The organism is Plantactinospora sonchi, from assembly GCF_036422035.1.
GTDB lineage: Bacteria > Actinomycetota > Actinomycetes > Mycobacteriales > Micromonosporaceae > Plantactinospora > Plantactinospora sonchi.
Map to the genome: position 1 here is coordinate 344,581 of NZ_JAZGQK010000012.1, position 26,467 is coordinate 371,047.

Here is a 26,467-nt window from a genome sequence, read left to right on the forward strand (position 1 = left end):
CCGCCGGCCGGTGGCACCCTCGATCCGAGGTGGTCCCACGGCCGGCGGGTCCGTTCGTTAGGCTGAGCCCGCTATGACAGATCCACAGCGCGGTCACGAGGGCGAAGAACGCCGCCCCGAGCAGGTGCACCTCAACCGCATCGAGCGCCGCCGCGCGAAGATCCGCGAGGAGATCGAGCGGAACCGGCGCGGCGAGTACCGGGTACCGACCTGGGTGCTGACGGTGGTGCTCGTCGTGGTGGTCGCCGGTTGGCTCGCGCTGGTCTTCCTCAGCTGATCCCGTCCGGTCACCCGCCGCCCGTCCTCCGGGCTCAGCCGGTCCGGACCCGGTCCGACCGAGGCTCCCGGAGCAGCGCGGCGGCGTGCCGGCCGGCGGCGGCCGCGGCGAGAAAGTAGGCGTGGTCGGCGTCGAGTCCGCGTCCCATCGTGGAGAGCGGCACCGGCGTCGCCCGGAGGGCGGCGTCGAGCCCGGCCACGTCCACCCGGACCAGGCGGTGCCGCCCGGCGAGCGGGGCGAGGGCCCGGTCCACCTCGTCGGCCAGCTCCGGGGCCAGCCCGGTGGGCACCACCAGGTCGGCGGCGGCCAGCGCCACCCGGCCGTACGCGGTCAGGCTGTGGTGGGACACACCCCGGTGCCGGTCCCGGGGATCGGCGTCGGAGATCCGCAGCGATCCGACCGGCAGGCCGCCCAACGCGGCGACCGCGTTGACCGCCTCACCGACGGCCGCCCCGGAGTACCCCCAGCGGGTGCCGGTCCCCAGGTTGCCCGGTCCCTGGGCCACGATCACCAGGTCCGCCCCCAGCGCGTGCCGGGCGGCGAGCAACCCGCTGTGCACGTTGGTGGCCTCCAGGTCGCCGCCGAACGCCTGCCCGACGGTCACCGTGCCGGCGAGTTGCCCGCGTAACCCGTCCAGCGTCCGGGAGAACCAGGCCGGTAGGGCGCCACCGTCGGTCATCACGTAACCGATCCGGGTGTCCGGCGCGTCGGCCCGGATCCCGGCCACGATCGCCGGCAGCGCGGAGTGCAGGTCGGCGGTGACCACCGGCAGCCCGGCCAGGTCGTCGGCGTCGGCGAGCACCTCCCGGTACGGTGACGCCTCCTCGTCCGCGCCGAGCACGATCGGCTGCAGCGGGGTGTAGCGGGCCTTGACGAGGTGGCCGTCGTCGCGGTTCCGGCCCGACGCCGGCGGATCGGGCGGCAGCCGGTCGGGCAGCGCGACGACCAGCGCGTAGCCGCCGGTGCCGAGGCCCATCACCAGGGCGTTCACGTTGAGCAGCACCCGGTCGCCGGGCTGGGGGGTGCCGACCAGCGCCGGGTAGGCGAGCGCCCGGACCTCGACCCCGTCGCTCTGCCGGACCTCGAGCTCCACCGCGCCGTGCCAGTGCCGCCGGAGCGCCGTGACCGTGCCGGACCGCCATCGCACCATGGCCGGCAGGGTAACCGGGCCGGGCGGGCGGTCGACTACCGGGACCGGCCGTGGGTCGGGTCGAGGAAGACGTACCGGATGGCGGGGAAGCGCGCCACGAGCCGCTGCTCGGCCCGGTCCGCCTCGGCCTCGATCTCCGCCCCGGTCGCCTCGTCCCGGAAGTCGACCTTGGCCGCGACCAGGATCTCGTCCGGCCCGAGGTGCATGGTGAGCAGCGTGTGCACCCGTTCGACCGTCGGCAGCGCGGAGAGCTGCCGGTGGATCTCCTGGTACATCCGGGGCGGCACCGCCCGGCCGACCAGCAGTGAGATGTTGCTCCGGGCCAGCGTCGCGGCCACCACGAGCAGCAGCAGGCCGATCACGATCGAGGCCAGGCCGTCCCAGAGCTCGTCGCCGGTCCACTCGGACAGCGCGACGCCGCCGGCGGCGACGGAGATGCCGATCAACGCCGCGCTGTCCTCGAGGAACACCGCCTTCACGGTGGTGTCCGCGGTACCCCGCAGGTACGTGGCGGCGCTGATCCGCCGCTCCCGGGCCCGCCGCAGCACCTGTCGCACGGCCCGGGCCAGGGAGACCGACTCGATGACGAACGAGATCGCCAGTACGACGTACGAGACCAGGTACTCGCCGCTGTGCTCGCCGCCACGTACCGTGTTGACCCCGTGGGTGATCGAGAACCCGGCGCCGACCACGAACGTGAAGATCGCGGCGATGAACGCCCAGACGTAACTCTCCTTGCCGTACCCGAACGGGTGCTGCACGTCGGCGGGGCGGGCGCCACGGCGCAGCGCGGTGAAGAGCAGCACCTCGGTGGCGGTGTCGGCGATCGAGTGGGCGCCCTCGGACAGCATCGCCGCCGAGCCGGAGATGAGCCCCGCCACCACCTTGGCCGCGGCGATCGCGAGGTTGGCCACCCCGGCCACGACCACCGTGACCACACTCTCCGCGCTCGACTGCCGTTCGGCCATGACGTCAGCCTAGGAGCCGGCCGGGATCCCGACAGCCGGAGCCCGCTGCCGGTACGCCCCGTGTGGGTACCCGCGGGGTGAGCCGACACTGCTAGCGTCTGTAGCGTGTCGCGGACCCGTACCGAGCGCCTGGTCAACCTGGTGATCTGCCTGCTGTCCACGCGGCGGTTCCTGACCGCCGCGCAGATCGCCGCGACCGTACCCGGATATGAGCACGACCCCGACGACCCGCGCGACCACGAGGCCTTCCAGCGCAAGTTCGAGCGGGACAAGGCCGAACTGCGTGAGCTGGGCGTCCCCCTGGAGACCGGTACCGCCAGCGCGTTCGACACCGAGCCGGGCTACCGGATCGCCCACCGGGAGTACGCGCTGCCGGAGATCCCGCTGGAGCCCGACGAGGCGGCCGCGGTGGGGATCGCCGCCCGGCTCTGGCGGCACGCCGGGCTGGCCGCCGCGGCGTCCTCCGGTCTGGCCAAGCTGCGCGCCGGCGGCATCGACGTCGACCCGCAGGCCACCCTCGACATGGAGCCGGTGGTCACCGTCGACCCGGCGTTCGCCCCGCTCACCTCGGCGGCCCGGGAGCGGCGGACGGTCACCTTCGACTACCGGGTGCCGGAGGGCGACGGGCCGACGAGTCGGCGACTGCAGCCGTGGGGGGTGGTCTGCTGGCGTGGCCGGTGGTACGTGGTCGGCCACGACCTGGACCGGCAGGCGGCCCGGTGCTTCCGGTTGTCCCGCATCGTCGGCGGCGCGGTCCGGCGGGTGGGCGGGCCGGACGCCTTCACCCCGCCGGTCGACGTCGACCTGATCAGCTACGTGGCCCGCTGGTCCGGGCCGGTCGAACGGCCCGGCCGGGCCACCGTGCTGGTCCGCCCGGGGCGGGCGGCCGGGTTGCGCCGGTGGGCCCGGGAGGCGACCAGCGGTCCCGACGGCGACCGGCTGGTCCTGGCGTACGCCGACGCCGAGTCGCTCGCCGGCAGGCTCGTCGGCTACGGTCCCGATGTCCGGGTGCTCGACCCGCCGGAGGTCCGGGAGGCCGTCATCCAGCGGCTGAAGGAGATCGCCACCCGGCACGACGAGGTGGTCGTCGCCCGTACCCCGGCGTGACGCCGGCGGTGCGGGTGACGTGCCCGGCCGACTGACCGAAGGAGGTGCCGCCGTGACCCGTCCGGCGCAACGGTCCGGTGGATCCCGGGCCTCGGCGGACCGGCTGGCCCGGCTGCTCAACCTGGTTCCGTACCTGCTGGCCCGGCCCGGCATCGCGGTGGCCGAGGCGGCGGCCGACCTCGGGGTGACCGAGCGGCAGCTGCGGGAGGACCTGGAACTGCTCTGGGTCTGCGGGCTGCCCGGCTACGGCCCGGGCGACCTGATCGACATGGCCTTCGACGGTGACCGGGTCACCATCACCTACGACGCCGGCATCGACCGCCCGCTGCGGCTCACCCCCGACGAGGCGCTCGCCCTGGTGGTCGCGTTGCGGATGCTCGTCGAGACGCCCGGCATCGCCAACCGGGACGCGGTCGAGCGGGCCCTGGCCAAGATCGAAAGCGCGGCCGGCGAACACGCCGGCGCACCGGTTGCGGTCCGACTGCCCGGTGACGGTGACCGGGTGGAGGCGTTGCGCGGCGCGGTGGGCCGGCGGCGGGCGCTGCGGATCACCTACTACACGGCGGCCCGGGACGAGACCACCGAGCGGACCGTGGACCCGATCCGGGTGTCGATGGTCAGCGGCCACGCCTACCTCGAGGCGTGGTGCCGCCGGGCGGAGTCGGTCCGGATGTTCCGCGCCGACCGGATCGACGACCTCGTCGAACTGGACGAGCCGGCAGCGCCGCCGCCGCAGGCCCAACTGCACGACCTGAGCGCCGGGATCTTCAGTCCCTCGGCGGACCTGCCGTTGGTGACCCTGCGGGTCGGCCGCTCCGCGCGGTGGATCACCGAGTACTACCCGTGCGAGCGGGTCGAGCCGGATCCCGGCGCGGGTGCCGGCTCGGGCCGGGAGTGGCTGGTCTCGCTCCGGGTGACCGACCTGGACTGGGCGCGACGCTTCGTACTCGGCCTCGGACCGGAGGTCACCGTGGTCTCCCCGCCCGAACTCGCCGAGGAGGTACGCGACCAGGCGGCGGCCGCGTTGGACGCCTACGCCGAACCGGCAGGCGGTACGACGAGCCGCTAGGCTGACCGCGTGGTGAAGTGGATCGTGCTGGCAGCGGTGCTGCTCGGCCTGTTCGTGCTGGCGCTGGCCGCCCGGCGGGTACTGACCCGGCTGCCCCGGCTGCGCCGTGCCGCGCTGGCCCTGCAGGGCAGGCAGGAGCAGGCCGAGAACCTGCAGCGGGTCGCGACGACCCTGCAACAGCGGGCGGAGGAACTGCAGCAGCAGATCGAGACGGTGCAGCGGCGGGTGGAAGTGATCCAGTCCCGGCGCGGCAAGCGGGCCTGAGCACCGCGATCGACCAGTTGACGGACGGCTGCCGTTGGTCAAGACTTCACCATTCTGGCCGGAAACATGTCAACCTGGCGGGTGGCGGTGGCCTTCGGCACACGTACGATGGGCCAGGACACCACCCCTCTGCTGGACAAGAAATTGAACTGGAGTCTCCATGAGCGCCCTGAAGCCGTGGCACATCTTCGTACTCGTGGCGGTGCTCGTCCTGCTGTTCGGCGCGAAGCGGCTCCCTGACGCGGCCCGCTCGCTCGGCCGTTCGCTGCGCATCATCAAGGCGGAGACCAAGAGCCTCGCCGACGACGACAAGGACCTGGCGGAGAAGGCGGACGCGCAGGCCGCTCGGCAGCCGCTCCCGGGGGACTCGACGGTACACCCGACCAGCGTCCACCCGCCCGCGGCGCCGGCGCCGGCACCGAACCCGGTGCAGCACGTCCGCGACAACTGACCGGGGTTTCTCGCCGTGCGCATCGCACTGCGCCGACGCGGTCCGAACAAGTTCGAGCGGGCCGCCGACGGCTCGATGACGTTGGTCGAGCATCTCCGGGAGCTCCGTAACCGACTGTTCTGGGCCTCGCTCGGCCTGCTCGCCGGCCTGATCGTCGGGTGGTTCCTCGCCGAGCCGGTCTACAACATCCTCCGGCAGCCGTACTGCCGGTTGGACGGCTCCGTCGACGCGACGACCGGAGCCTGCAAGCAGCTGCTGATGCTGGGGCCCACCGACGGTCTGGTCCTCAAGCTGAAGCTGGCGCTCTGGGTCGGCATCGTGGTCGGCGCCCCGGTCTGGCTCTACCAGCTCTGGGCGTTCGTCGCGCCGGGCCTGCACCGGCACGAGCGCAAGTGGGCGTACGTCTTCGTCGCGATCTCGGTGCCGCTCTTCGCGGCCGGGGCGACGCTGGCGTACATCGTGGTCGACCGGGGCCTGGCGTTCCTGATCGAGGCCGGCGTGGGCGACCTCTCCTCCGGGCTCGAGATGGGCCGGTACATCGCCTTCGTCACGAACATGATCCTGCTGTTCGGCCTGGGATTCGAGTTTCCGCTGCTGCTGCTGATGCTCAACTTCACCGGTGTGGTCACCGCCCGCCGGCTGCTGAGCTGGTGGCGGGTGATCGTCTTCCTGAGCTTCGCCTTCGCGGCGATCGCCACCCCGGACCCGGGTCCGTTCGGCATGACCCTGCTCGCCCTCTCGCTGTCGCTGCTGTACTTCGTCGCCGTCGGCGTCGCGTTCATCAACGACCGGCGCAAGGGCCGGGGCAAGGAGATCTACGCCGGAATCGACGACGACGAGATCTCCCCGCTGGACCTCGCGCCGGAGCCGGTCACCGCCGGCGAGCGGATCGAGACCGTCGCGCCGATCGCCGCTCCGGAACCCGTCGCCAGGCCGAAGCCGATCGACCGGGGCTACGACGACGTGACCTGACCGGTCTCCGTACACCCGACAGAGCCGACCCGGGCAGCTGCCCAGGTCGGCTCTGTCGGTTCCGCCCCGCTGGCGGTACGGTGCTCGCCGTGACCGCGAATGATCGGCTCTCCGGGTCCGCTCCGGGTACCGGGCTGTCCGACGGGCACCTGGCGGTGCTGGCCAACCCCACCGCCGGCCGGGGACGGCACCGGGGCCTGCTGCCGATCGTGCTCGACCGGCTCGGCGCGGCGGGCCGACCGGTCGAACTGCTCCCGGCCGCCACCGCCGAACAGGCCCGGGCGGCGTGTCTGAGCGCCGTCGCCGAGGGCGCCGCCGCGCTGGTGACGGTCGGCGGTGACGGCACGGTCACCCTGGGGCTCCAGGCGGTCGCCGACACCGCCGTCGCCTTCGGCCCGGTACCCGCCGGAACCGGCAACGACTTCGCGGTCAGCACCGGTTTTCCCGCCGATCCGACCGCCGCCGTCGACGTGATCGCCGCCGCGGTCGCCGCCGGCCGGACCCGCCCGGCGGACCTGGCCCGGATGACCGCCGCCGACGGCACCGTCCGGTGGTTCGGCGCGGTGCTCGCCGCCGGGTTCGACGCGCTCGTCAACGAGCGGGCGAACCGGATGTCGTGGCCGCGCGGCCGGGGCCGCTACGACCTGGCGATCCTGGTCGAACTGGCCCGGCTCCGGCCCCGGCACTACACGCTGCGGCTGGACGGGGTGACCCAGGAGTTCGACGGCGTGCTGGTCGCGGTCGGCAACTGTCCGAGCTACGGCGGCGGGATGCGGATCTGCCCGGCCGCCGACCCGACCGACGGGCTGCTCGACGTGGTGTACGCCGGGGCGGTCGGCCGGGCCACCCTGGCCCGGATCAAGCCCCGGGTCCACCGGGGCACCCACGTCACGCACCCGATGGTGCACAGTCACCGGGCTCGGACGGTGGAGATCTCCGCCGAGGGGATCGTCGGCTACGCCGACGGCGAGCGGGCCCTGCCACTGCCGGTGACGGTGACCGCGGTGCCCGGCGCGGTACGTCTGCTCCGCTGAGCCGACCACTGTCCGGCCGGTCGGCGGCGTTCCGTCTGCGGTGTGCGCGGGCCGCCCGACCGAGCCGCTGGCCCCCGTCCGACCGGTCCGGGAGCGACGGCGTGGTCAGTCGCCGGTGACGGCCAGGTCGAGTACGGCGGCGAGGCCGTTGGGCTGTCCCGCCTCGGCCGCCGGCAGCACCAGCGCGGCGCACCCGGCCCGTACCGCCCCGGCGTCGGCCGGGGTGTCGCCGACCATCAGGGCCCGTTCCGGATCGACGCCGAGCATGCCGCAGGCGCGGTAGAAGATCGCCGGGTCGGGTTTGCAGCGGCCCACCTCGTAGGAGAGGACCACCGCGTCGATCAGGTCGGTGAGTTCCCAGGCCGCGAGGTGGGGCCGGGGGTCGAAGCCGATGTTGCTGACCACCGCGACCGGGATCCGGGCGGTCCGGAGAGCACGCAGGGTCGCCACGGTGTCCGGGTACGGCAGCCAGCCGTCCGGGCTGAGCAGGCGCTCGTAGAGGGCCTCGGGGAGCCCGTCCACGCCGGTGTCGACGGTGGCGGCGAGCCCGACGTACGCGGCCCGGTGGGCGGGCGGGTAGAGGTCCCGTTCCGCCCACACCTCGGCCAGGTGCGGCGGTACCCGGGCCGGCAACGGACCGCCCGGTCGACCGGCGGCGACGAGCCGGTCGGCCAACCCGGTGGCGCGGGCGCGGTCCAGCGTCGCCCCGCACTCCGCCGCGGCGGCCTGGACCCACCCGACCGGGTCCTCCACCTGGGCGAGAGTGCCATGGAAGTCGAAGAGCACCGCGTCGACCGGCCGCCGGAACGGCTTCCGGGCAGCGGAACCGGAGGTTCCGCTCGACGTACGTGGCTTGGGCGGTTCGGCATGATCCGGCACGTGGTGCACCCTACCGACCTGCTCCGGACAGCCCGCTCTACGGCCTGCCGGGGTACGGCCACGCGGTACGCATTAATCTTGGCGGTATGTCGAGCCCCGCCGAGCGGTACGCCGCGGCGCGCCGCCGGGCCGCGCAGGCCAACATGTTTCCCGCGCTTGACGAGTTCGCCCAGCAACTGGGGTTTGATCTCGACGACTTCCAGCGTGCGGCGTGCCAGGCGCTGGAACGGGGCAGTGGTGTCCTGGTCTGTGCCCCGACCGGCGCCGGTAAGACCGTCGTCGGCGAGTTCGCCGTACACCTGGCGTTGCGGGGCGGTCCGGGAGCCGCCCCGGGCCGGCCGGCGGCGGGAACGGCCGGTGCGACGGCGCCGGACGGCGGTGCGACGGAGCCGGCCGCGTCCGCCTCGGCCGGGGTCGCCGTCGCGGGCGCGACCGAACGGGACCCTGGTGGCCTGGTCCGCAAGTGCTTCTACACCACGCCGATCAAGGCGCTGTCCAACCAGAAGTACCACGACCTGGTGGACCGGTACGGCTCGGACATGGTCGGCCTGCTGACCGGGGACAACGCGATCAACGGCGACGCGCCGGTGGTGGTGATGACCACCGAGGTGCTGCGGAACATGCTCTACGCCGGCTCGTCGAGCCTGGACGGCCTCGCCTACGTGGTGATGGACGAGGTGCACTACCTGGCCGACCGGTTCCGCGGCGGGGTGTGGGAAGAGGTGATCATCCACCTGCCCGAGTCGGTGACCCTGGTGTCGCTGTCGGCGACCGTCTCCAACGCCGAGGAGTTCGCCGACTGGCTGGTCACCGTACGCGGCGAGACCGAGGTGGTGGTCAGCGAGCACCGGCCGGTGCCGCTCTGGCAGCACATGCTGGTCAACCGACGGATGTTCGACCTGTTCCACGACGCGGACGCGGCCCGTAAACACGACGTGCACCCGGAGCTGCTGCGCTACACCCGCGAGTTGCTGCGCCGGCTGGAGCTCGGGGACCGGGCCTCCGGCGGCCCGGGCTGGGGCAGCCGGGGCGGTCGGGGACCACGGTGGCGGGGGCCGCTGCGGGCCGACATCGTCGAGCGCCTCGACCGGGAGGGCCTGCTGCCGGCGATCCTGTTCATCTTCAGTCGCGCCGGCTGCGACACCGCCGTCCAGCAGTGCCTCGCCGCCGGTCTGCGGCTGACCAGCCCGGAGGAGCGGGCCGAGATCCGCCGGGTGGTGGAGAGCCGGATCACCAGCGTGCCGGGCGAGGACCTGGCGGTGCTCGGCTACTGGGAGTGGCTCGACGGCCTGGAGCGGGGCCTCGCCGCCCACCACGCGGGCATGCTGCCGGCGTTCAAGGAGGTCGTCGAGGAACTTTTCGTCCGGGGCCTGGTGAAGGCGGTCTTCGCCACCGAGACACTGGCGCTCGGCATCAACATGCCGGCCCGGTGCGTGGTGCTGGAACGGCTGGTGAAGTTCAACGGCGAGGCGCACGTCGACCTGACGCCGGGGGAGTACACCCAGTTGACCGGTCGGGCCGGTCGGCGGGGCATCGACGTCGAGGGACACGCGGTGGTCGTCTGGTCGCCGGAGGTCGATCCCCGGCACGTGGCCGGGCTCGCGTCGACGCGTACCTATCCGCTGCGGTCCAGCTTCCGGCCGTCGTACAACATGGCGGTCAACCTGGTCGGTTCGGTCGGCGCCGCGCCGGCGCGGGAGTTGCTGGAGTCGTCGTTCGCGCAGTTCCAGGCGGACCGGTCGGTGGTCGGCCTGGCCCGGCAGGTGCAGCGCAACGTCGAGACCATCGAGGCGTACGGGGCCGAGGTCCGCTGTCACCACGGCGACTTCGACGAGTACTTCGGGCTGCGGCTGGCGATCGCCGACCGGGAGCGGACCCTGGCCCGGCAGGGGCAGAACCAGCGGCGGGCGGCGGCGGTGGAGTCGCTGGAACGGCTCCGGGTCGGTGACGTGATCCGGGTGCCGTCGGGCCGCCGGGCCGGTCTGGCGGTGGTGCTCGACCCGGGTGTCGGTGGTTTCGGCGAGCCCCGTCCGCTGGTGCTCACCCAGGACCGGTGGGCGGGGCGGGTCACCTCCGGTGACTTCACCACGCCCGCCGAGGTACTGGCCCGGATCCGCGTCCCGAAGCACTTCAACCACCGGTCACCGGCGGCCCGGCGGGACCTGGCGGCGGCGGTGAGCGGCACCGGGTTGGACCGGCACGCGGGCCGGCGCGGCGGCCGCTCCCGGGGCGGCGGCGGTGACGACGACCGGCTCACCCAGCTCCGTGCCGAGCTGCGCCGGCATCCCTGCCACGCCTGCCCGGACCGGGAGGAGCACGCCCGCTGGGCGGAGCGGCGGCGTCGCCTGGAGCAGGACACCACCGAGCTGCGGCAGAAGGTGGCCGGCCGGACCGGTTCGCTGACCCGTACCTTCGACCGGGTCTGCGGCATCCTCACCGCCCGGGGCTACCTGTCCGAGGACGGTGAGGTGACCGAGGCGGGGCGGATGCTGGGCCGGATCTGGACCGAGGCCGACCTGCTGGTCGCGGAGTGTCTGCGGCGTGGCGTCTGGGCCGGGCTCTCCCCGGCCGAGCTGGCCGCCGCGGTCTCGGTCGTGGTGTACGAGGCCCGCCGGGACAGCGACGAGCGGGCCTCGGTGCCCCGGGGGGCGGTCCAGTCGGCGGTGGACGCGACGCTGGCGCTCTGGGCCGAGTTGGAGGCCGACGAGGCGGCGCGGGGCCTGGAGGCGACCCGCGAACCGGATCTCGGTTTCGCCTGGCCGGTCTACCGCTGGGCCCGGGGGGAGGTGCTGGCCAAGGTGCTGGCCAGCGGGCACAACCTGGACGGCGACATGCCGGCCGGCGACTTCGTCCGGTGGGCCCGCCAGGTGGTGGACCTGCTCGGGCAGGTGGCCGATTCGGCAGGTGCCTCCGTCGAGCTGCGCGGCACCGCGCGCCAGGCGATGGCGGCGATCAACCGGGGCGTACTGGCCTACCACGGCGCCCTCTGAACGGTGGGGCGGAAGCCCCTCCGGTCGGTTCGGACGGGCCAGGCCGGCCTGACGGGCTGGCGCGCGGGCGGCCTAACGGGGCGCGTCGAGCAGTTCGGCGATGTCGGCGAAGACGCGTTGCCCGGCGCGGGCGGCGGCCGGCGAGACGGCGTCGAGGGTGAGGAAGCCGTGCACCATGCCCGGCTCGCGGCGGTGTCGGACCGGTACCCCGGCGGCGGCCAGCCGTGCGGCGTACGCCTCGCCCTCGTCCCGGAGCGGGTCGTGTTCGGCGGTGACCACCAGGGCCGCTGGCAGGCCGCCAAGTTCCGGGGCGTGCAACGGGCTGACCGCCGGGTCGGCGCGCCGGCCTGGTTCGGGTACCCACAGCTCGGCACCCCAGGCGATGTCGTCCGTGGAGATGCCCCAGCCGGTGGCCTTCTCCGTGACACTCGGCAGGCTGAGCGTCAGGTCGGTGTTGGGGTAGACCAGGACCTGGGCGGTCGGCTGCGGGCCGCCCTCGGCGTGCAGCCGCAGGCAGGCGAGCGCCGCCAGGTTGCCACCGGAGCTGTCGCCCGCGACGGCGATCCGGTCGTCCGCCACCGCGAGTTCCTCCGCGTGTGCGAAGGCCCAGCGGAGCACGCCCACCACGTCCTCGACGGCGGCCGGCCACGGATGCTCGGGTGCCCGCCGGAAGTCGACGGCCAGCACGGCGATGTCCGCCTCGAGGCAGAGCCGGCGGCAGACGCGGTCGTGCGAATCCAGGTCACCGATCGTCCACATGCCGCCGTGCGCGTACACCACGAGTGGGCGGGGCCGGCGCGCCGGGCGGTAGAGGCGTACCGGGACGCCGACGGGCGTGTCGAACTGTTCGACCACGGCGGGTTCGGGTCCGGTCGGGCCGGCCAGGACCCGCCGTCGCTGGGCCTGCCGTACCGCGGCGGGCCCCAGCTCCCGGGTGGTCGGGCCGGTCACGGCCCGGCTGGCCGCGACGAGGGCGGCCAGTTCGGCGTCGGCGAGCTGGTCTGCGAGGTCTGCCACCGCGACAGCATGCCAGCGCGGTGACCAGTCCCGACGGGCGGGCGCGTGAGGTGGTTCGGCAGCCGGCGCCGGCCGTCCGGTCGGGAACTGTCCGCGGTCAGCGGACGTCGTGGCTCAGCCGGCGTTCTCCGCCAGGGCGTCGACCAGGCGCCGGCACGGGCCGGCCAGGTTCCACTTCTCGGCGAGCGCGAGCACCTGGTCGGCGTCGACCGGTGCGGCGGGCAGGGCGGTGTCCAGCGGGCGCAGCGGCACGTCCAGCGCCACCCGGACCACGGTCGGTGCCACCGCCAGGTAGTCGCGGGCGGCGGAGAGCTTGGTCCGCAGTCCCGGGGCGAACCCGGACGTGGGATCGTCCAGCGCGGCGAGGATGCCGTCCAGGCTGCCGTACCGGTCGACCAGCCGGGCGGCGGTCTTCTCCCCGACTCCGGGCACACCGGGCAGGCCGTCGCTGGGGTCGCCGCGCAGCGCCGCGAAGTCGGCGTAGCCGGCGGCCGGTACGCCGTACCGGGTCCGCACCGCCGCGTCGTCGCAGTCCTCCAGTTTCGCCACGCCCTTGCCGCAGTAGAGCAGCCGGACCGGCCGGTCGTCGTCGATGAGCTGGAACAGGTCGCGGTCTCCGGAGGCGACCTCGACCGGTGCCGGTTCGCGGGCGGCGAGGGTGCCGAGTACGTCGTCGGCCTCGTAGCCGTCGGCGCCGATCGCCGGTATGCCGAACGCCGCGAGCAGGTCCAGCAGGAGCGGCACCTGGGGGGAGAGGGTGTCCGGGACGACCTCGCCGCCGTCGGGGGCCAGCCGGTGCGCCTTGTACGAGGGCAGCAGCGCCACCCGCCAGGCGGGTCGCCAGTCGTAGTCCAGGGCGCACACCAGCCGGTCCGGCCGGCGGGTGCGGATCAGCGTGGTGACCATGTCCAGGAAGCCGCGTACCGCGTTGACCGGCGTGCCGTCGGGTGCCCTGGCGGCGGACTCCGGGATGCCGAAGTACGCCCGGAAGTAGAGGCTGGGTGCGTCGATGAGGAGCAGCGGGCGGTGGCTCACCCGGACAGCCTGGCACAGCGCGACCCGGGATGGCGATCCCGGTGGCGGCGCGGCGGACCCGCCGGTTCGGCGGCGTGCCGTGGCGGCGTTGTCCAACCCGCCACGACCCACCGGCGGGCGGGCGCCTCCGTCGATGGCCCACCGGACCGTGCCTCGGTGATCCATTCGTCCGGACCGACGGTGTACCGGCCTTGAACGACCGTTAAGCTAGTGACGTGGGTTACGACGACCTCTATCCGCCGCAGCGGCTGGCCGCCGCGCAGCGCGCCGCCGCCGAGGCTGGCCTGGACGCCCTGCTCATCTCGCCCGGCTCCGATCTGCGTTACCTGACCGGCTACCACGCCCACGCGCAGGAACGGCTCACCCTGCTGGTCCTGCCCGCGTACGGCGAGCCCACCCTCGTCGTGCCGGCCCTGGAACGGCCGGCCGCCGAGGCCTCCCCGGCGCCCCGTACCGGCGTACGGATCGTCGACCATCCGGACGGCGGCGACCCGTACCCGCTGGTGGTGCGGGCGCTCGACGGGCCGGTGCGGACGGTCGGCCTGGGCAACCGGATGTGGGCCGAGCAGGCCCTCGCACTGCGCGCCGCCCTGCCCGACACCACCCAGCGGCTGGCCGGCGACGTGCTCCGGTCACTGCGGCTGCGCAAGTCACCGGCCGAACTGGACGCGCTGCGCGAGGCGGGCGCCGCGATCGACGCGGTGCACGCCCGGATGGCGCGCTGGCTGCGTCCCGGCCGCACCGAGAACCAGGTCGCGGCGGACATCGCGGCGGCGATCCGGGAGGCCGGGCACGCCACCGCCGACTTCACCATCGTGGCCGCCGGTCCGAACGGGGCCAGCCCGCACCACGGCAGCTCCGACCGGCCGATCGGGGTCGGCGAGCCGGTGGTGGTCGACATCGGCGGGACGATGCCCTCCGGCTACCGCTCGGACGCCACCCGGTGCTACGTGATCGGCCCGCCACCGCCGGACTTCGCCGAGTACTACCAGGTGCTGCACGCCGCGCAGCGGGCCGCCGTCGGGGCGGTACGCCCCGGCGTCACCGCCGAGGCGGTGGACTCGGTCGCCCGGGAGGTGATCGCCGACGCCGGATACGGTGCCGCGTTCCTGCACCGGACCGGGCACGGCATCGGTCTGGACGGCCACGAGGACCCGTACCTGGTCGCCGGCAACAACCTGCCGCTGGAGGCGGGGATGGCGTTCTCCATCGAGCCGGGCATCTATCTCGGCGGCCGGCACGGTGCCCGGATCGAGGACATCGTGGCCTGTACCCCGGACGGGGCGCAGCGGTTCAACACCGTCTCCAGAGAGCTGGTCCAGCTGTGAACGCGAGTTACCGGGGTGGCCCGACCGTCGAGCGGATCCTGCCCAACGAGGAGGCGCACGAACTGCTCGGCCTCGTCACCGAGATCGCCGACGGGGAACTCGCGCCGAGGGTCGCCGACTTCGAGACCCGGGGCGTCTTTCCCCGGGACCTGGTCCGTACCCTCGGCCGGGCCGGACTGCTCGGCCTGCCGTACCCGGAGGAGTACGGCGGCGCGGCCCAGCCGTACGAGGTCTACCTGCAGGTGCTGGAGATCCTCGCGAGCCGCTGGCTGGCCGTCGCCGAGGCGGTCAGCGTGCACACCCTCTCCTGCTACCCGGTGGCCGCCCACGGCGGTGACCAGGTCCGCAAGCTGCTGCCGGACATGATCGGTGGTGAACTGCTCGGCGCGTACTGCCTCTCCGAGCCGCAGGGCGGTTCGGACGCGGCGGCGTTGACCACCCGGGCGACCCGGGACGGCGAGGAGTACGTCGTCTCGGGCACGAAGGCCTGGATCACCCACGCCGGCGTCGCCGACTTCTACAACATCTTCTGCCGCACCGGTGAGCCCGGTCCCCGGGGCATCTCCTGCCTGCTCGCCGATGCCGGCACGCCCGGGATCGTGCCGCAGCAGCCGGAGCGCACCATGGGACTGCGCTCCTCGCCGATCGCGCAGATCGCCTTCGACGACGCCCGGGTGCCGGTCGACCGCCTGGTGGGTGCGGAGGGATTCGGTTTCCGGATCGCCATGTCCGCGTTGGACAGTGGGCGACTCGGCATCGCCGCCTGTGCGGTCGGGCTGGCCCAGGCGGCACTCGACTACGCCGTCGACTACGCCCGGCAACGGGAGCAGTTCGGGCGCCCGGTCATCGAGTTCCAGGGCATCGGATTTCTCCTCGCCGACCTGGCCACCCAGGTCGCGGCGGCCCGGGCGCTGATGCTGGCGGCGGCCCGGCTGCGGGACGCCGGGCGGCCGTACTCGACGGAGGCGGCGAAGGCGAAGCTCTTCGCCACCGACACCGCGATGCGGGTGGCCACCGAGGCGGTGCAGGTGCTCGGCGGCGCCGGTTACGTGGCGGACCACCCGGTGGAGCGGTACTTCCGGGAGGCGAAGGTGCTGCAGATCGTCGAGGGGACCAACCAGATTCAGCGGCTGGTCATCGCCCGCTCCCTGACCCGCTGACCGGCCTGCCGCCGCCGACGGTCACGCCGCCGTCGGCGGCCCGTGGAGGCGTCGGCCGGCGGGCCCGGTCGTCGGTCGGGGCCACACCGGTCCCGCCGGTCCGCCCCGCTCGCGGTACGGCCCGCTTCCGGTAGGTTGCACGTCGTGGAGGAGATCGATCGGGCCATCGTCGCGGCGTTGACCGCCGACGGGCGGCTGTCGTACACCGATCTTGCGGAACGGGTGGGGCTGTCGGTCTCCGCGGTGCACCAGCGGGTCCGCCGGCTGGAGCAGCGTGGGGTGATCAGGGGGTACGCCGCCAGGGTCTCCTACGAGGCGCTCGACCTGCCACTGAGCGCGTTCGTCGCGATCCGGCCGTTCGACCCCTCACAGCCGGACGACGCGCCGGAGCGGTTGGCGCACCTGCCCGAGATCGACTCGTGCTACTCGGTGGCGGGGGAGGACTTCTACCTGCTGCTGGTGCGGGTGGCGAGTCCGGTGGACCTGGAGCGGTTGCTGCAGGAGATTCGTACCGCGGCCAACGTCACCACCCGGACCACGGTGGTGCTCTCCACGCCGTACGAGAGTCGGCCTCCGAAGATCAGCGCGACGCGGGAGGCGTCCCGGCCCCGCCCGCTGACGAGTGAGCCGCCGAGTTCCAGCGCAGGATGACCGGTCGGCCGTGCTCGTAGCCGAGCGCGGAGACGGTGGCGGTGTCCAGCCGCAGTCGACCACCGCCGCTGGCCGGCAACCCGATCCACCGGGCCCCCGCCACCCGCAGACTGTGCCCGTGGCCGACCAGGGCGACGTCGCCGGTCTCCAGCAGCGTGGTGGCGCGGGCCAGGACCCGGTCGAGCCGTTCGGCGACCTGATCCGGTGACTCGCCGTCCGGACAGCCGTCGGTCCAGAGCACCCAGTCGGGCCGCTCCTGCCGGATCTGGTCGGTGGTCCGTCCCTCGTAACCGCCGTAGTTCCACTCCGCGAGGTCGTCGAGGATCTCCGTCACGGTGAGGCCGGCCAGCTCGGCGGTGCGCAGGGCCCGTCGCCGAGGGCTGGCGAGCACGGCGGCGAACCGTCGGCCGCCGACCGCGCCGGCCACCTCCCGGGCCTGTCGCTCGCCGTCCGGGGTCAGCTCCAGATCCGTGTACGACGTGTGCCGGTGACTGGCGCTCCAGGTGGTCTCCCCGTGCCGGATGAGGACGATCTCTGCCATCTCCCCAGTCAACCACTCGACCCCCGGTCCCGCCGTGCTGAGGAATCTCGGGCGCCTGCCGTTCCGGGGCCGCGACCCAGCCTGAACTAGCATCCTAGGATGCCGTACCGGAAGTGGCTCACACCACCCGAACAGCAGGTGGCCACGAAAGGTGGGGCCCACCCAACGGCCCGGCAGAATGCGGCGAATAGGGCGGATGACGGTATTAGCCGGGTTTCAGGCGTTCGTTGGAGGGCAACCTACTGACGGATCAGCTGGCCCCGCAGGGGGCCGCGCGCCGAGGTGAGGAGTGGATGCGCCATGAGTGCCATGGACAAGATGAAGAACAAGGCCGAGCAGTTGAAGGGCGCCGCCAAGGAGCGGATGGGCGACCGCTCGGACAACGAGCAGATGCGCTCCGAGGGAGCCTCGGAGCAGTCGCACGCCAAGGCGAAGCAGGCCGGGCAGCACGTGAAGGAAGCCGGACGCAACGCCAAGGAGACGTTCGACCGGTAACCGACGTCCCTAGTGGACGGACTGAGCGCCGTGCCGGGCCCACCAGGCCCGGCCGGCCTCGGGCAGGGTGTCGATCGGGTCGTAGTACGCGTAGCGCCGCGCCAACGCGGTCTCGTCTCCGGACTCGATCGACGTGCGGTAGTTCTTCGTCCAGTACGAGATGCCGCGTTCCCGGTCGTACTCGGTGAGCATGTGGACCCAGCGTTTGCCGACGAACGGCACGTCGCAGACGATCCGCGGGGTCGCGTAACCCGGCAGGTAGCCCATCATGTCGTGCTGGAGCCGCTGGGCGTGCCAGACCGGGACCCGCCAGTGTTCGGCGTTCGGGATCATGTCGCACATGTAGAAGTAGTAGGGCAGGATTCCCGCCTCGCCCTGCAGCGCGAAGCAGAGGTCGAGCAGGTCGGGAGCGGTGGCGTTCACTCCCCGCAGCAGCACCCCCTGGTTGCGTACGTCGCGGACGCCGACCTCGAGCGCGGTCTGTGCGGCCCTGGCGACCAGCGGGGTCAGCGACTGGACGTGGTTGACGTGGGTGTGGATGGCGAGGTTGACGCCACGGCGGGCGGCGGTCCGGGCGACCCGCTCCAGTCCCTCCACCACCTCGGCCTGGAGCCAGTGCTGTGGAAGGCCGGCCAGCGCCTTGGTGGCGAGCCGGATGTCGCGGACGGTCTCGGTGCCGAGTAGCCGCATCAGGTACGACTCCAGGTGCCGCCAGGGCACGTTGGCGACGTCTCCGCCGGAGACGACGACGTCGCGTACCTCGGGGTGGGTGCGGAGGTAGTCGATGTGGGCGTCGTACCGGTCGAGGGGCTTGAGGCTGAGCTTGAGTTTGTCGACGGTCGGGGTGGAGTTGCCGACGAGGTCCATCCGGGTGCAGTGGCCGCAGTACTGCGGGCAGGTGGCGAGCAGTTCGGCGAGGACCTTGGTGGGGTAGCGGTGGGTGAGTCCCTCGGCGACCCACATGTCGTGTTCGTGCAGTGAGTCGCGGGTGGCGTACGGGTGGGAGGGCCAGTCGGCGCGCCGGTCGGTGGCGAGCGGGAGCATGTAGCGCCGGATCGGGTCGGCGCGGAAGGTGTCGCCGGTGACCGGTCCGTCGGGCACCATCGTGTTGATCATCTGGGGTGGGACCAGCATGGACATGGTGGCGTGTCCGGTCTGGTCGGCGGTGAGGTCGGCGTAGCAGTCCTCGTCGATGGTGTCGCCGAGCACGGCGTGCAGTTGGCGGACGTTCTTGACGCAGTTGGCGCGTTGCCACTGGGCGGATTCCCACTGGTCGCGGGTGACCTGTCGCCAGCCCGGGAAGCGGGTCCAGTCGGGTTCGACGAGTGGGCGGCGGCGGTATTCGTACGGCTGGCCTGGGGCGCCGGCGGTGGTCGGCGGGGTGGTTGTGGGGCGGGCCGTGTCGTCAGGTGTGAGGAGTGTGGTGGCGGGTTCGGCCTGGGTCACGGTGGCCTCCTCAACTGTCGTGCCGCGGGTACCGTGCTGCGAACGCTACTGGAAAATTTCCCGTGGAGAAAATATTCTGCCGTAAGTTTTTCGTCAGTATGGGCCGATGGCTGGCGGAGTGCCGGCTGATCACGAGTGCGGGTCGTGTGCGGTGAGGGGAGGTGGTGCGGCCGTGGGCGTGGAGTCGTTCTCCTCTCCGGTCGGGTTGCACCGGGTGGTCGAGCCGGCCGGGGTGCTGCCGCAGGCGGCGTACCGGTTGGATCCGTCTCCGGTGATCCGGTCCGACGAGGTGCGGGTCGCGGTCGAGTGGCTGAACCTGGACGCGGCGAGCTTCCGGCAGTTGTCGGAGAAGCACGCGGGGGATGGGGCGGCGGTCCGGGCGGAGGTTCTCGGCATCATCGGCGACCGGGGCAAGATGCACAATCCGGTCACCGGGTCGGGGGGCATGCTGGTCGGCGTCGTGGCCGAGGTGGGGCCGGACTCGCCGTTGCCGGTGAAGCCCGGGGACCGGGTGGCGACGCTGGTGTCGCTGACCCTGACGCCGCTGGTCGTCACCGACGGCCTGGCCGGCTGGGACGGGCGTGGCGAGCAGGTGCCGTGTGCCGGGCACGCGATCCTGTTCGCCCGGTCCATCGTGGCGGTGCTGCCCGACGATCTCGACCCCCGGCTCAGTCTGGCGGTGCTGGACGTCTGTGGCGCGCCGGCGTTGACCGCCCGCACGGTGCGCCGGTACGACGCGCCGACGGTGGCGGTGCTCGGCGGGGGTGGCAAGAGCGGGTCGTTGTCGCTGGTGGCGGCGGCGCGCTCGGGTGCCCGTCGAACGGTCGGGGTGGTGCCGGTGGCGGCGGAGCGGGACCGGCTGCTGGCCGCCGGGGTGGCGTCGGACGTGGTGTTGGCCGACGCGCGGGATCCGGTGGGGTTGGCGGCGGCGGTGACCGGGGTGCTGGGCGGACCGGCGGACGTCACGGTGGTCTGTGTCGACGTGCCGGGGTGCGAGCACGGGGCGGTGTTGGCGACCGCGTCCGGCGGGACGGTGGTGTTCTTCTCGATGGCGACGAGTTTCGCCGCGGCGGCGTTGGGGGCGGAGGGTCTGGCGGCCGACGTGACGATGCTGATCGGCAACGGGTACGTGCCCGGGCACGCGGAGTACGCGTTGGGGTTGGTGCGGCAGGTCCCGGGAGTGCGTGGGTTGTTCGAGGACCGGCTGGCGGCAGACTGAGACCATGACGAACCCCTCGACGACGATCGGCTCCTCGGCGACCGTGCCGGCTTCTTCGACCCTGTACCGGGGTGGGCGGTTGTACTGTCCCGCCGACCCTCGGGCGACGGCGTTGCTGGTCCGGGACGGGCGGATCGCCTGGCTCGGTGCCGACGACGACGCGCCCGGGGCGGACCGGGTGGTGGAGTTGGACGGTGCGCTGGTCACGCCAGCGTTCGTGGACGCCCATGTGCATGCCACCGACACCGGGTTGGCGTTGTCGGGGCTGGATCTGTCCGCGACGGGTTCGGCGCGGGAGGTGCTGGACGCGGTGGCCGGGTTCGCGGCGGGGCTGCCGGTGGACGCGGTGGTGTTGGGGCACGGCTGGGACGAGTCGGGTTGGTCGGACCGGCGGGTGCCGGATGCGGCGGAGCTGGATCGGGCGGCCGGGGGTCGGCGGGTGTACCTGTCGCAGGCGTCGCTGCATTCGGCGTTGTGTTCGTCGGCGTTGCTGGCGGCGGTGCCGGAGGTGGTGCGGATGCCGGGCTACGACGTGTCGGGGTGGTTGCGGCGGGACGCCCACCATGTGGTGCGGGAGGTGGCGCTCGGTTCGGTGACGTCGGTGCAGCGGCGGGCGGCGCAGGGGGTGGCGTTGCGGCGGGCGGCGTCGTTGGGGATCGCGGCGGTGCACGAGTGTGGCGGGCCGGAGATCTCCAGTGAGGAGGACTTCACGGCGGTGCTGTCCCGGTCGGGTGACGGCGGTCCGGAGGTGTACGGCTACTGGGGCGAGTTGCTGGGGGCGGCGCGGGCCAGGGAGTTGGGTGCCGTCGGCGCTGGTGGTGATCTGTTCGCGGACGGGGCGTTGGGTGCGCGTACGGCGCATGTGTCGGTGCCGTACGCCGACGGGGAGCCGGGTGCGTGTGGGCACGGCTATCTGTCGGCGGAGCAGGTGCGGGACCACCTGGTCGACTGTGCGGCGCACGGGCTGCAGGGCGGGTTCCACGCGATCGGGGACGTGGCGATCGGGACGGTGCTGGCCGGGTTCGGGTTGGCGGCGGAGCGGCTCGGGGTGGAGCGGTTGCGGGCGGCCCGGCACCGGGTGGAGCACGCGGAGATCATGAACAAGCGGTTGATCGCCGGGTTTGTCGAGTTCGGGATCGTGGCGAGCATGCAGCCGGCATTCGACCGCCTGTGGGGTGGTGAGCGGCGGATGTACGCGTCGCGGTTGGGGGTGGAGCGGGCGTTGGCGTCGAATCCGATGGGGGCGATGCACGCGACGGGGGTGACGTTGGCCTTCGGGTCGGATTCGCCGGTGACGCCGTTGGATCCGTGGGGGTCGGTGCGGGCGGCGGTGGCGCATTTCAGTCCGGTGCAGCGGTTGAGTGTGCGGGCGGCGTTCGCGGCGCACACCCGGGGTGGTTGGCGGGCGTTGCCGACCGGGTTCGAGGGTGGTGCGGCGGGTCGGGGGCCGGCGGAGGGGGTGTTGGCGCCGGGGGCGGCGGCGACGTTCGCGGTGTGGTCGACGCCGGCCGGGGTGGACGGTGGTCTGCCGGTGTTGGTGGCGGCGGATCCGGAGGTGCGGGGGCCGGATGATCCGACGCCGTTGCCGGTGTGTCGGCGGACGGTGCTGCGCGGTTCGGTGATCTTCGAGGACGGTGTCGGATGAGTCTGGGGGTGGTCGTCGGTGTCGGGGGTTGACGGGCCGCGGGTCGGCGGGAAGTTGGGCCTGGATCCGGTGTTGGTGCGGCGGGTCCGGGAGTTGGCGCGGCGGGCCGGTGCGCCGGTGGTGGAGTTGGCGCGTGGGCATACGACGGTGTCGGTGGAGCGGGCGGTGTTGCGGCTGGCCGGGGTGGTCGGGGCGGATCCGGACGGTATTCCGTGGGTGAACCGGCTGGTGGACGCGGTGGTTGCCGAGGTGGGGTTGGCGCACGGGGTGGCGTTGCCGGTCTTCGACGCGTTGGCGCGGGAGTTCGGTGCGCCGGCGGCGGGTCAGGATGTCGGTGCGGCGTTGACGTTGTTGGCGCAGAAGGCGGCGGCGGGGTCGGTGCGGTTCGGGCTGCCGTCGGGTCGGGTGCGGCGGTCGGCGGCGGTGGCGGCGCGGCGGTCGGTCGGGGTGGGGTTGCGGCGGGTCGACCGGCGGCGTGCGGAGCGGGAGCGGTTGGTGCGCCGGTTCGGGGGGCCGCCGTCGACGGGTGGGGGTCGTCGGCCGTGGATCTATCTGATCGTGGCGACCGGGGACATCTACGAGGACATTCCGCAGGCGCAGGCGGCGGCGCGGGCGGGTGCGGACGTGATCGCGGTGATCCGGTCGACGGGTCAGTCGTTGTTGGACTACGTGCCGGAGGGGGCGACCCGGGAGGGGTACGCGGGGACGTACGCGACGCAGGAGAACTTCCGGTTGATGCGGGCGGCGTTGGATTCGTCGTCGCGGGAGTTGGGCCGGTACGTGCGGTTGACGAACTACGCGTCGGGGTTGTGCATGCCGGAGATGGCGGTGCTGGCCGGGCTGGAGCGGCTGGACATGATGTTGAACGATTCGATGTACGGGATTCTGTTCCGGGACATCAATCCGGTGCGGACCTTTGTGGACCAGCGGTTTTCCCGGCAGGTGCACGCCCGGGCGGGGATCATCATCAACACGGGTGAGGACAACTATCTGACGACGGCGGACGCGGTCGCGGACGCGCACACGGTGACGGTGTCGCAGTTGTTGAACGAGTATTTCGCGCACGAGGCGGGGTTGGCGGACTGGCAGTTGGGGCTGGGGCACGCGTTCGAGATCGATCCGGATGTGCCGGAGTCGTTCCGGTTGGAGTTGGCGCATGCCCTGTTGGCGCGGGAGTTGTTTCCGGACGCGCCGTTGAAGTGGATGCCGCCGACCCGGCACATGACCGGTGACGTGTTCCGGGGGAATCTGCTGGACGGGTTCTTCAATCTGGCGGGGACGTTGACCGGGCAGGGGATTCTGCTGGTGGGGATGATGACCGAGGCGGTGGTGACGCCGTGGTTGTCGGACCGGGACATCGCTCTGCAGAACGTGCGGTACGTGCTCGGGGCGGCGGGTGGGCTGCACGAGGATTTTGTGCCGGTGCCGGGTGGGTTCATCCAGCGGCGGGCGCATCAGGTGTTGGGTGAGGCGGAGGGGTTGTTGGCGCGGATCGTCGACGAGGGGTTGTTGGCGGCGATCGGGGACGGCACGTTCGGGATCACGAAGCGGCCGGCGGATCGGGGTCGGGGTCTGGACGGGGTGGTGGCGCACGCCGACGGCTACTACAACCCGGCGACGGAGTTGTTGGAGGCGGGTCTGTCGGCTGCGGGGGGTGGGGTGTCGTGACGGGCGGGGCGGTGGTGCGGCCGTACGGGGACAGCACCGGGGACGGGATGGTGCAGGTGTCGTTCACCCTGCCGGTACCGCACGACAAGCGGGCGGAGGGTGCGGCGCTGCAGTTGGCGGCGAAGATGGGGCTGGAGCCGGCGTTGTTGGTGCATGCCCGGCAGATGGGTGACGGGTTCACGTTCTTCGTCGTGTACGGGCGGGTGAACCATCTGGTGGACCTGTCGGCGGTGCGGGTGGTGGAGCGGGACTTTCCGTTGTTGTCGGCGAAGGACGTCAACGCGGTGGTTCGACGGCGGCTGCGGCGGAAGTTGTCGGTGGTGGGGGCGTGTATCGGCACGGACGCGCACACGGTGGGCATCGACGCGATCCTGAACGTGAAGGGGGTCGCCGGGGAGAAGGGCCTGGAGTACTACCGGGAGTTGGCGGTGACGAACCTGGGGGCGCAGGTGAGTGTGCCGGATCTGGTGGCGTCGGCGCGGGCGGCGCGGGCGGACGCGGTGCTGGTGTCGCAGGTGGTGACGCAGCGGGACGCGCATCTGCAGAACGTGCGGGAGATGTCGGCGGCGTTCCGGGAGGCGTTGCCGGCGGGGCGGCGGCCGTTGCTGGTGGTGGGTGGTCCGCGGTTCGACGAGTCGATGGCGGCCGAGCTCGGGGTGGATCGGATCTTCGGTCGGGGTACGACGCCGCGTGAGGTGGCGAGTTATCTGGTGCATCGGTTGGTGCCGGCCGCGTCGGCGGCTCGGGCGGGGCGGGTCGGGTCGACCCGTCCGGCGGCGGGGACGGGAGTGGCGGGATGACGGGTCAGGTTTCCGGTGGCGGGTCGGTCGACGATCCGCGTCTCGGGTTGTCGGTGACGCATCGGCGGTATGTGCCGTACGGGCATGCGCACTACGCGGGGAGCCTGGTCGACGGGGCGTACGCGTTGGGGTTGTTCGGGGATGCGGCGACCGAGGTGTGTATCCGGGCGGATGGCGACGAGGGGTTGTTCGCCGGCTATTCGGATGTGCGGTTTTTGGCGCCGGTACGGGCCGGGGACGTGGTCGAGGTGGTGGCGACGGTGACCCGGGTCGGTACCCGGAGCCGGACGGTGGACTTCGTCTGCCGGGTGGTGTGTCGGGGCCGGCCGGACCGGGGGCCGTCGGCGGCGGAGGTGGTGGATCCGCCGTTGGTGGCGGTGACCGCGGTCGGCACGGTGGTGGTGCCGGTCGGTGCCGGGTCGGGTGCTGACGTGTCCGGCGGGTCGGGGCCGGCCACCGAACCGCGGTAGTGGTGGCGGTGCCGATGTCGTATGTGATCTGCGCCGATGTCGGCTCCACCTGGACGAAGGTGGCGGTGGTCGATCTTGCCGGCGGTGGGCTGCTGGGTGCGGCGGCGCGGCCGACGACGGTCGGCACCGATGTGCTGCACGGCTTGGACGCGGCGGTCGGTGACGCCACCGCCGGCCTGTCGGGCGTCTCGTCGGCGCCGTGGTACGTCTGTTCGTCGGCTGGCGGTGGGTTGCGGCTCGCGGTGCTCGGCTACGAGCGGCTGATCACGGCGCGGGCCGGTCACCAGGTCGGGTTGTCGGCCGGGGCCCGGGTGGTGCACGTGGCGGCGGGACGGCTGGACCAGGCGGGGTTGGTGGCGTTGCGGGCGGCCCGGCCGGACGTGGTGCTGCTGGTCGGCGGGACCGACGGCGGGGACGCGGAGGTGCTGCTGCACAACGCCGGCCGGTTGGCCGGGGCGCGGTGGCGTACGCCGGTGGTGGTCGCCGGGAACGTGGAGGCGGCGCCTCGGGTGCGGGAGTCGCTGGCCGGTCGGGGGGTGCCGGTGACGGTGACCGAGAACGTGTTGCCGGCGATCGGGGTCCTGGTCGCGGGTCCGGCCCGGGCGGCGATCCGGGAGGTGTTCCTGCGGCATGTGATCGGTGGCAAGCGGTTGTCCCGGGGGGCCCGGTTCGCCCGGCTGGTGCGGGCGGCGACCCCGGACGCGGTGTTGACCGGGGTCGCCGCCCTCGCCGACCTGGTTGGTGGGGATCTGGCGGTGGTGGATGTGGGCGGGGCGACCACGGACGTGTATTCGGTGCTGGTGCCGGACGAGCGGGCCGGTGGGCCGGGGGCGGCGGCGGCCGGCACGTTGTGGCGGGCCCGGACCGTCGAGGGTGATCTGGGGATGCGGTGGAGCGCGCCGGGGGTGGTCGCGGCCGCCGCGGCGGAGCGGCTGCTGGGTCCGGGTGAGGACGGGCCGCTGGCGCAGGCGGCGGAGGTGTTGGCGGCGGATCCGGGTCGGTTGGTCGAGGATCCGGCGGGGCGGGCGGTGGAGCGGCGGATCGCCACGTTGGCGGCGGTGGTGGCGGTACGTCGACACGCGCGCGGTGGTGGTTCGGCGGGTGTGCCGGCCCGGGATCTGCGGGATGTGCGGCTGCTGGTCGGCTCCGGTGGGGTGCTGCGCCATGCCGGGCCGGCGGTCGCCGGTGGGGTGCTGGACGCGGTGTTGACCGACCACGGTGGTGGTTGGCCGGTGCCTCGGGAGGCGTGTCCGGTCCTGGACGTGGACTACGTGTTGGCGGCGGCCGGGCTGTTGGCGGGGCGGTATCCGGAGGCGGTGGCGGGGTTGCTGCGCCGGCATCTGGAGCGGCGGTGACGGTCGGCCGTGGCGCGGGGATTTCTGGTCGCGGAACGTGAGGTCATGCCGGGCTTCGGGTGACGGTGGTCGTCGCGCGGTGTGATGTTCGCCGCGCTCGACGACCCGCCGGACGCGACACGCCGGACCGAATCGGACGACTGGCCCGGGGGCAGTTGACAGCGCCCGGGGGTGACCACGTACCGTCTTTGAGTCCTACAACGGGAAGCGGCTGCTGTTCGCTTCGTCCCTTCGTCCGCTGGCCGAGTGACATGTGTATCGATGTGTCGCGACGGCCAGGTCCAGCGGGCGGGGGTCGGCGGGGCGGCGCGAACCGGCCGCGGTTACCGGTGCATGGGCAGGGTGGTGCGGACGGCCAGTAGACAACGGCCTGACGGGAACAGCCAGTTCGCGTCCGGTCGGTCCGAAGGTCGTGGTGCGGCTCCCTGACCACACCGGCCGGGAAGGGCCTGGGAGCATCGGGGCGCGGCTGTCGG

Annotated in this window: 25 protein-coding genes; 18 read left to right on the forward strand and 7 right to left on the reverse strand. The window is 73.1% G+C overall.

Features of this window, described 5'->3' with window-relative positions; genetic code table 11:
- The first annotated feature begins 73 nt into the window (after positions 1-73).
- A complete protein-coding gene (locus tag V1633_RS15700; RefSeq protein ID WP_331215047.1) occupies positions 74-277 on the forward strand; it encodes a hypothetical protein in 204 nt (67 codons plus the stop codon).
- A gap of 34 nt (positions 278-311) precedes the next feature.
- On the opposite strand, the gene V1633_RS15705 is transcribed toward V1633_RS15700, so the two are convergent.
- Positions 312-1,427 (reverse strand): DUF3866 family protein, encoded by a 1,116-nt coding sequence (locus tag V1633_RS15705; protein WP_331215048.1) that lies wholly within the window; start codon positions 1,425-1,427, stop codon positions 312-314.
- A gap of 35 nt (positions 1,428-1,462) precedes the next feature.
- Positions 1,463-2,395, reverse strand: a complete 933-nt coding sequence (locus tag V1633_RS15710) for a cation diffusion facilitator family transporter (protein WP_331215049.1) — start codon at positions 2,393-2,395, stop codon at positions 1,463-1,465.
- 105 nt (positions 2,396-2,500) lie between these two features.
- Here V1633_RS15710 and V1633_RS15715 point away from each other — a divergent pair, with 105 nt between their 5' ends.
- The 6 genes from V1633_RS15715 (at position 2,501) to V1633_RS15740 (ending at position 7,292) form a co-directional block, all read left to right on the forward strand.
- Positions 2,501-3,502 carry a helix-turn-helix transcriptional regulator gene (locus V1633_RS15715; RefSeq protein ID WP_331215050.1) on the forward strand — a complete coding sequence of 334 codons (1,002 nt, stop codon included), beginning with the start codon at positions 2,501-2,503 and terminating at the stop codon, positions 3,500-3,502.
- Positions 3,503-3,554: 52 nt separating this feature from the next.
- A complete protein-coding gene (locus V1633_RS15720; protein ID WP_331215051.1) occupies positions 3,555-4,571 on the forward strand; it encodes a helix-turn-helix transcriptional regulator in 1,017 nt (338 codons plus the stop codon).
- A gap of 9 nt (positions 4,572-4,580) precedes the next feature.
- Positions 4,581-4,835 carry a hypothetical protein gene (locus tag V1633_RS15725; protein ID WP_331215052.1) on the forward strand — a complete coding sequence of 85 codons (255 nt, stop codon included), beginning with the start codon at positions 4,581-4,583 and terminating at the stop codon, positions 4,833-4,835.
- Positions 4,836-4,995: 160 nt separating this feature from the next.
- Positions 4,996-5,286: a Sec-independent protein translocase subunit TatA gene (gene tatA, locus V1633_RS15730; protein WP_331215053.1), complete on the forward strand. Its 291-nt coding sequence runs from the start codon at positions 4,996-4,998 to the stop codon at positions 5,284-5,286.
- Positions 5,287-5,301: 15 nt separating this feature from the next.
- Positions 5,302-6,258, forward strand: a complete 957-nt coding sequence (tatC, locus tag V1633_RS15735; protein WP_331215054.1) for a twin-arginine translocase subunit TatC — start codon at positions 5,302-5,304, stop codon at positions 6,256-6,258.
- Between the two features lie 89 nt (positions 6,259-6,347).
- Positions 6,348-7,292: a diacylglycerol kinase family protein gene (locus V1633_RS15740; RefSeq protein WP_331215055.1), complete on the forward strand. Its 945-nt coding sequence runs from the start codon at positions 6,348-6,350 to the stop codon at positions 7,290-7,292.
- Between the two features lie 105 nt (positions 7,293-7,397).
- Here V1633_RS15740 and V1633_RS15745 read toward each other — a convergent pair whose 3' ends face one another.
- Positions 7,398-8,171, reverse strand: coding sequence for an HAD family hydrolase (locus V1633_RS15745; protein WP_407952021.1), 774 nt, complete (start codon positions 8,169-8,171; stop codon positions 7,398-7,400).
- Positions 8,172-8,257: 86 nt separating this feature from the next.
- Between V1633_RS15745 and V1633_RS15750 the strand changes: the two genes are divergently transcribed.
- The gene (locus V1633_RS15750) at positions 8,258-11,161 is read left to right on the forward strand and encodes a DEAD/DEAH box helicase (protein WP_331215056.1); all 2,904 of its coding nucleotides are present in this window, start codon (positions 8,258-8,260) and stop codon (positions 11,159-11,161) included.
- Between the two features lie 72 nt (positions 11,162-11,233).
- Here V1633_RS15750 and V1633_RS15755 read toward each other — a convergent pair whose 3' ends face one another.
- Complete coding sequence (locus tag V1633_RS15755; RefSeq protein WP_331215057.1) at positions 11,234-12,178, reverse strand: alpha/beta hydrolase; 945 nt, start codon at positions 12,176-12,178, stop codon at positions 11,234-11,236.
- 114 nt (positions 12,179-12,292) lie between these two features.
- Positions 12,293-13,213: a 5'-3' exonuclease gene (locus tag V1633_RS15760; RefSeq protein ID WP_331215058.1), complete on the reverse strand. Its 921-nt coding sequence runs from the start codon at positions 13,211-13,213 to the stop codon at positions 12,293-12,295.
- Positions 13,214-13,428: 215 nt separating this feature from the next.
- Between V1633_RS15760 and V1633_RS15765 the strand changes: the two genes are divergently transcribed.
- The 3 genes from V1633_RS15765 (at position 13,429) to V1633_RS15775 (ending at position 16,352) form a co-directional block, all read left to right on the forward strand.
- Positions 13,429-14,541 carry a M24 family metallopeptidase gene (locus tag V1633_RS15765; protein WP_331215059.1) on the forward strand — a complete coding sequence of 371 codons (1,113 nt, stop codon included), beginning with the start codon at positions 13,429-13,431 and terminating at the stop codon, positions 14,539-14,541.
- On the forward strand, positions 14,538-15,701 hold the full coding sequence (locus tag V1633_RS15770) for an acyl-CoA dehydrogenase family protein (RefSeq protein WP_331215060.1): 1,164 nt from the start codon (positions 14,538-14,540) through the stop codon (positions 15,699-15,701). The genes V1633_RS15765 and V1633_RS15770 overlap by 4 nt, the downstream gene beginning before the upstream one ends.
- 144 nt (positions 15,702-15,845) lie before the next feature.
- A complete protein-coding gene (locus tag V1633_RS15775) occupies positions 15,846-16,352 on the forward strand; it encodes an Lrp/AsnC family transcriptional regulator (RefSeq protein WP_331215061.1) in 507 nt (168 codons plus the stop codon).
- Here V1633_RS15775 and V1633_RS15780 read toward each other — a convergent pair.
- Complete coding sequence (locus V1633_RS15780; protein ID WP_331215062.1) at positions 16,282-16,893, reverse strand: histidine phosphatase family protein; 612 nt, start codon at positions 16,891-16,893, stop codon at positions 16,282-16,284. The two genes, V1633_RS15775 and V1633_RS15780, sit on opposite strands and share 71 nt — an antisense overlap.
- Before the next feature lie 300 nt (positions 16,894-17,193).
- On the opposite strand from V1633_RS15780, the gene V1633_RS15785 reads away from it, so the two are divergent.
- Entirely contained in the window at positions 17,194-17,388 is a 195-nt protein-coding gene (locus tag V1633_RS15785; RefSeq protein ID WP_331215063.1) for a CsbD family protein, read from the forward strand.
- Between the two features lie 9 nt (positions 17,389-17,397).
- Here V1633_RS15785 and V1633_RS15790 read toward each other — a convergent pair whose 3' ends face one another.
- The gene (locus V1633_RS15790) at positions 17,398-18,834 is read right to left on the reverse strand and encodes a KamA family radical SAM protein (protein ID WP_331215064.1); all 1,437 of its coding nucleotides are present in this window, start codon (positions 18,832-18,834) and stop codon (positions 17,398-17,400) included.
- A 178-nt stretch (positions 18,835-19,012) separates the two neighbouring features.
- Between V1633_RS15790 and kdd the strand changes: the two genes are divergently transcribed.
- From kdd to V1633_RS15820, 6 genes are read left to right on the forward strand one after another with little or no spacing between them, the layout of a single operon-like run.
- Positions 19,013-20,053 (forward strand): L-erythro-3,5-diaminohexanoate dehydrogenase, encoded by a 1,041-nt coding sequence (gene kdd, locus V1633_RS15795; protein ID WP_407952031.1) that lies wholly within the window; start codon positions 19,013-19,015, stop codon positions 20,051-20,053.
- A gap of 43 nt (positions 20,054-20,096) precedes the next feature.
- Positions 20,097-21,698, forward strand: coding sequence for an amidohydrolase (locus V1633_RS15800; RefSeq protein ID WP_407952032.1), 1,602 nt, complete (start codon positions 20,097-20,099; stop codon positions 21,696-21,698).
- 18 nt (positions 21,699-21,716) lie between these two features.
- Positions 21,717-23,366, forward strand: coding sequence for a lysine 5,6-aminomutase subunit alpha (kamD, locus tag V1633_RS15805; protein ID WP_331215066.1), 1,650 nt, complete (start codon positions 21,717-21,719; stop codon positions 23,364-23,366).
- Positions 23,363-24,166: a lysine 5,6-aminomutase subunit beta gene (kamE, locus tag V1633_RS15810; protein ID WP_331215067.1), complete on the forward strand. Its 804-nt coding sequence runs from the start codon at positions 23,363-23,365 to the stop codon at positions 24,164-24,166. Before kamD ends, kamE begins: the two co-directional genes overlap by 4 nt.
- Positions 24,163-24,636 (forward strand): 3-aminobutyryl-CoA ammonia lyase, encoded by a 474-nt coding sequence (gene kal / locus V1633_RS15815; protein ID WP_331215068.1) that lies wholly within the window; start codon positions 24,163-24,165, stop codon positions 24,634-24,636. The genes kamE and kal overlap by 4 nt, the downstream gene beginning before the upstream one ends.
- A gap of 14 nt (positions 24,637-24,650) precedes the next feature.
- The gene (locus V1633_RS15820; protein WP_331215069.1) at positions 24,651-25,991 is read left to right on the forward strand and encodes a glutamate mutase L; all 1,341 of its coding nucleotides are present in this window, start codon (positions 24,651-24,653) and stop codon (positions 25,989-25,991) included.
- Positions 25,992-26,467 lie beyond the last annotated feature (476 nt).

What these genes read in the sequence shown, in the direction of transcription:
- V1633_RS15785 (WP_331215063.1), top strand. Translation starts at nt 17,194, where the DNA reads ATGAGTGCCATGGACAAGATGAAGAACAAGGCCGAGCAGTTGAAGGGC.
- kal (WP_331215068.1), top strand. Translation starts at nt 24,163, where the DNA reads ATGACGGGTCAGGTTTCCGGTGGCGGGTCGGTCGACGATCCGCGTCTC.
- V1633_RS15820 (WP_331215069.1), top strand. Translation starts at nt 24,651, where the DNA reads ATGTCGTATGTGATCTGCGCCGATGTCGGCTCCACCTGGACGAAGGTG.
- V1633_RS15700 (WP_331215047.1), top strand. Translation starts at nt 74, where the DNA reads ATGACAGATCCACAGCGCGGTCACGAGGGCGAAGAACGCCGCCCCGAG.
- V1633_RS15705 (WP_331215048.1), bottom strand. Translation starts at nt 1,427, where the DNA reads ATGGTGCGATGGCGGTCCGGCACGGTCACGGCGCTCCGGCGGCACTGG.
- V1633_RS15780 (WP_331215062.1), bottom strand. Translation starts at nt 16,893, where the DNA reads ATGGCAGAGATCGTCCTCATCCGGCACGGGGAGACCACCTGGAGCGCC.
- V1633_RS15710 (WP_331215049.1), bottom strand. Translation starts at nt 2,395, where the DNA reads ATGGCCGAACGGCAGTCGAGCGCGGAGAGTGTGGTCACGGTGGTCGTG.
- V1633_RS15750 (WP_331215056.1), top strand. Translation starts at nt 8,258, where the DNA reads ATGTCGAGCCCCGCCGAGCGGTACGCCGCGGCGCGCCGCCGGGCCGCG.
- tatA (WP_331215053.1), top strand. Translation starts at nt 4,996, where the DNA reads ATGAGCGCCCTGAAGCCGTGGCACATCTTCGTACTCGTGGCGGTGCTC.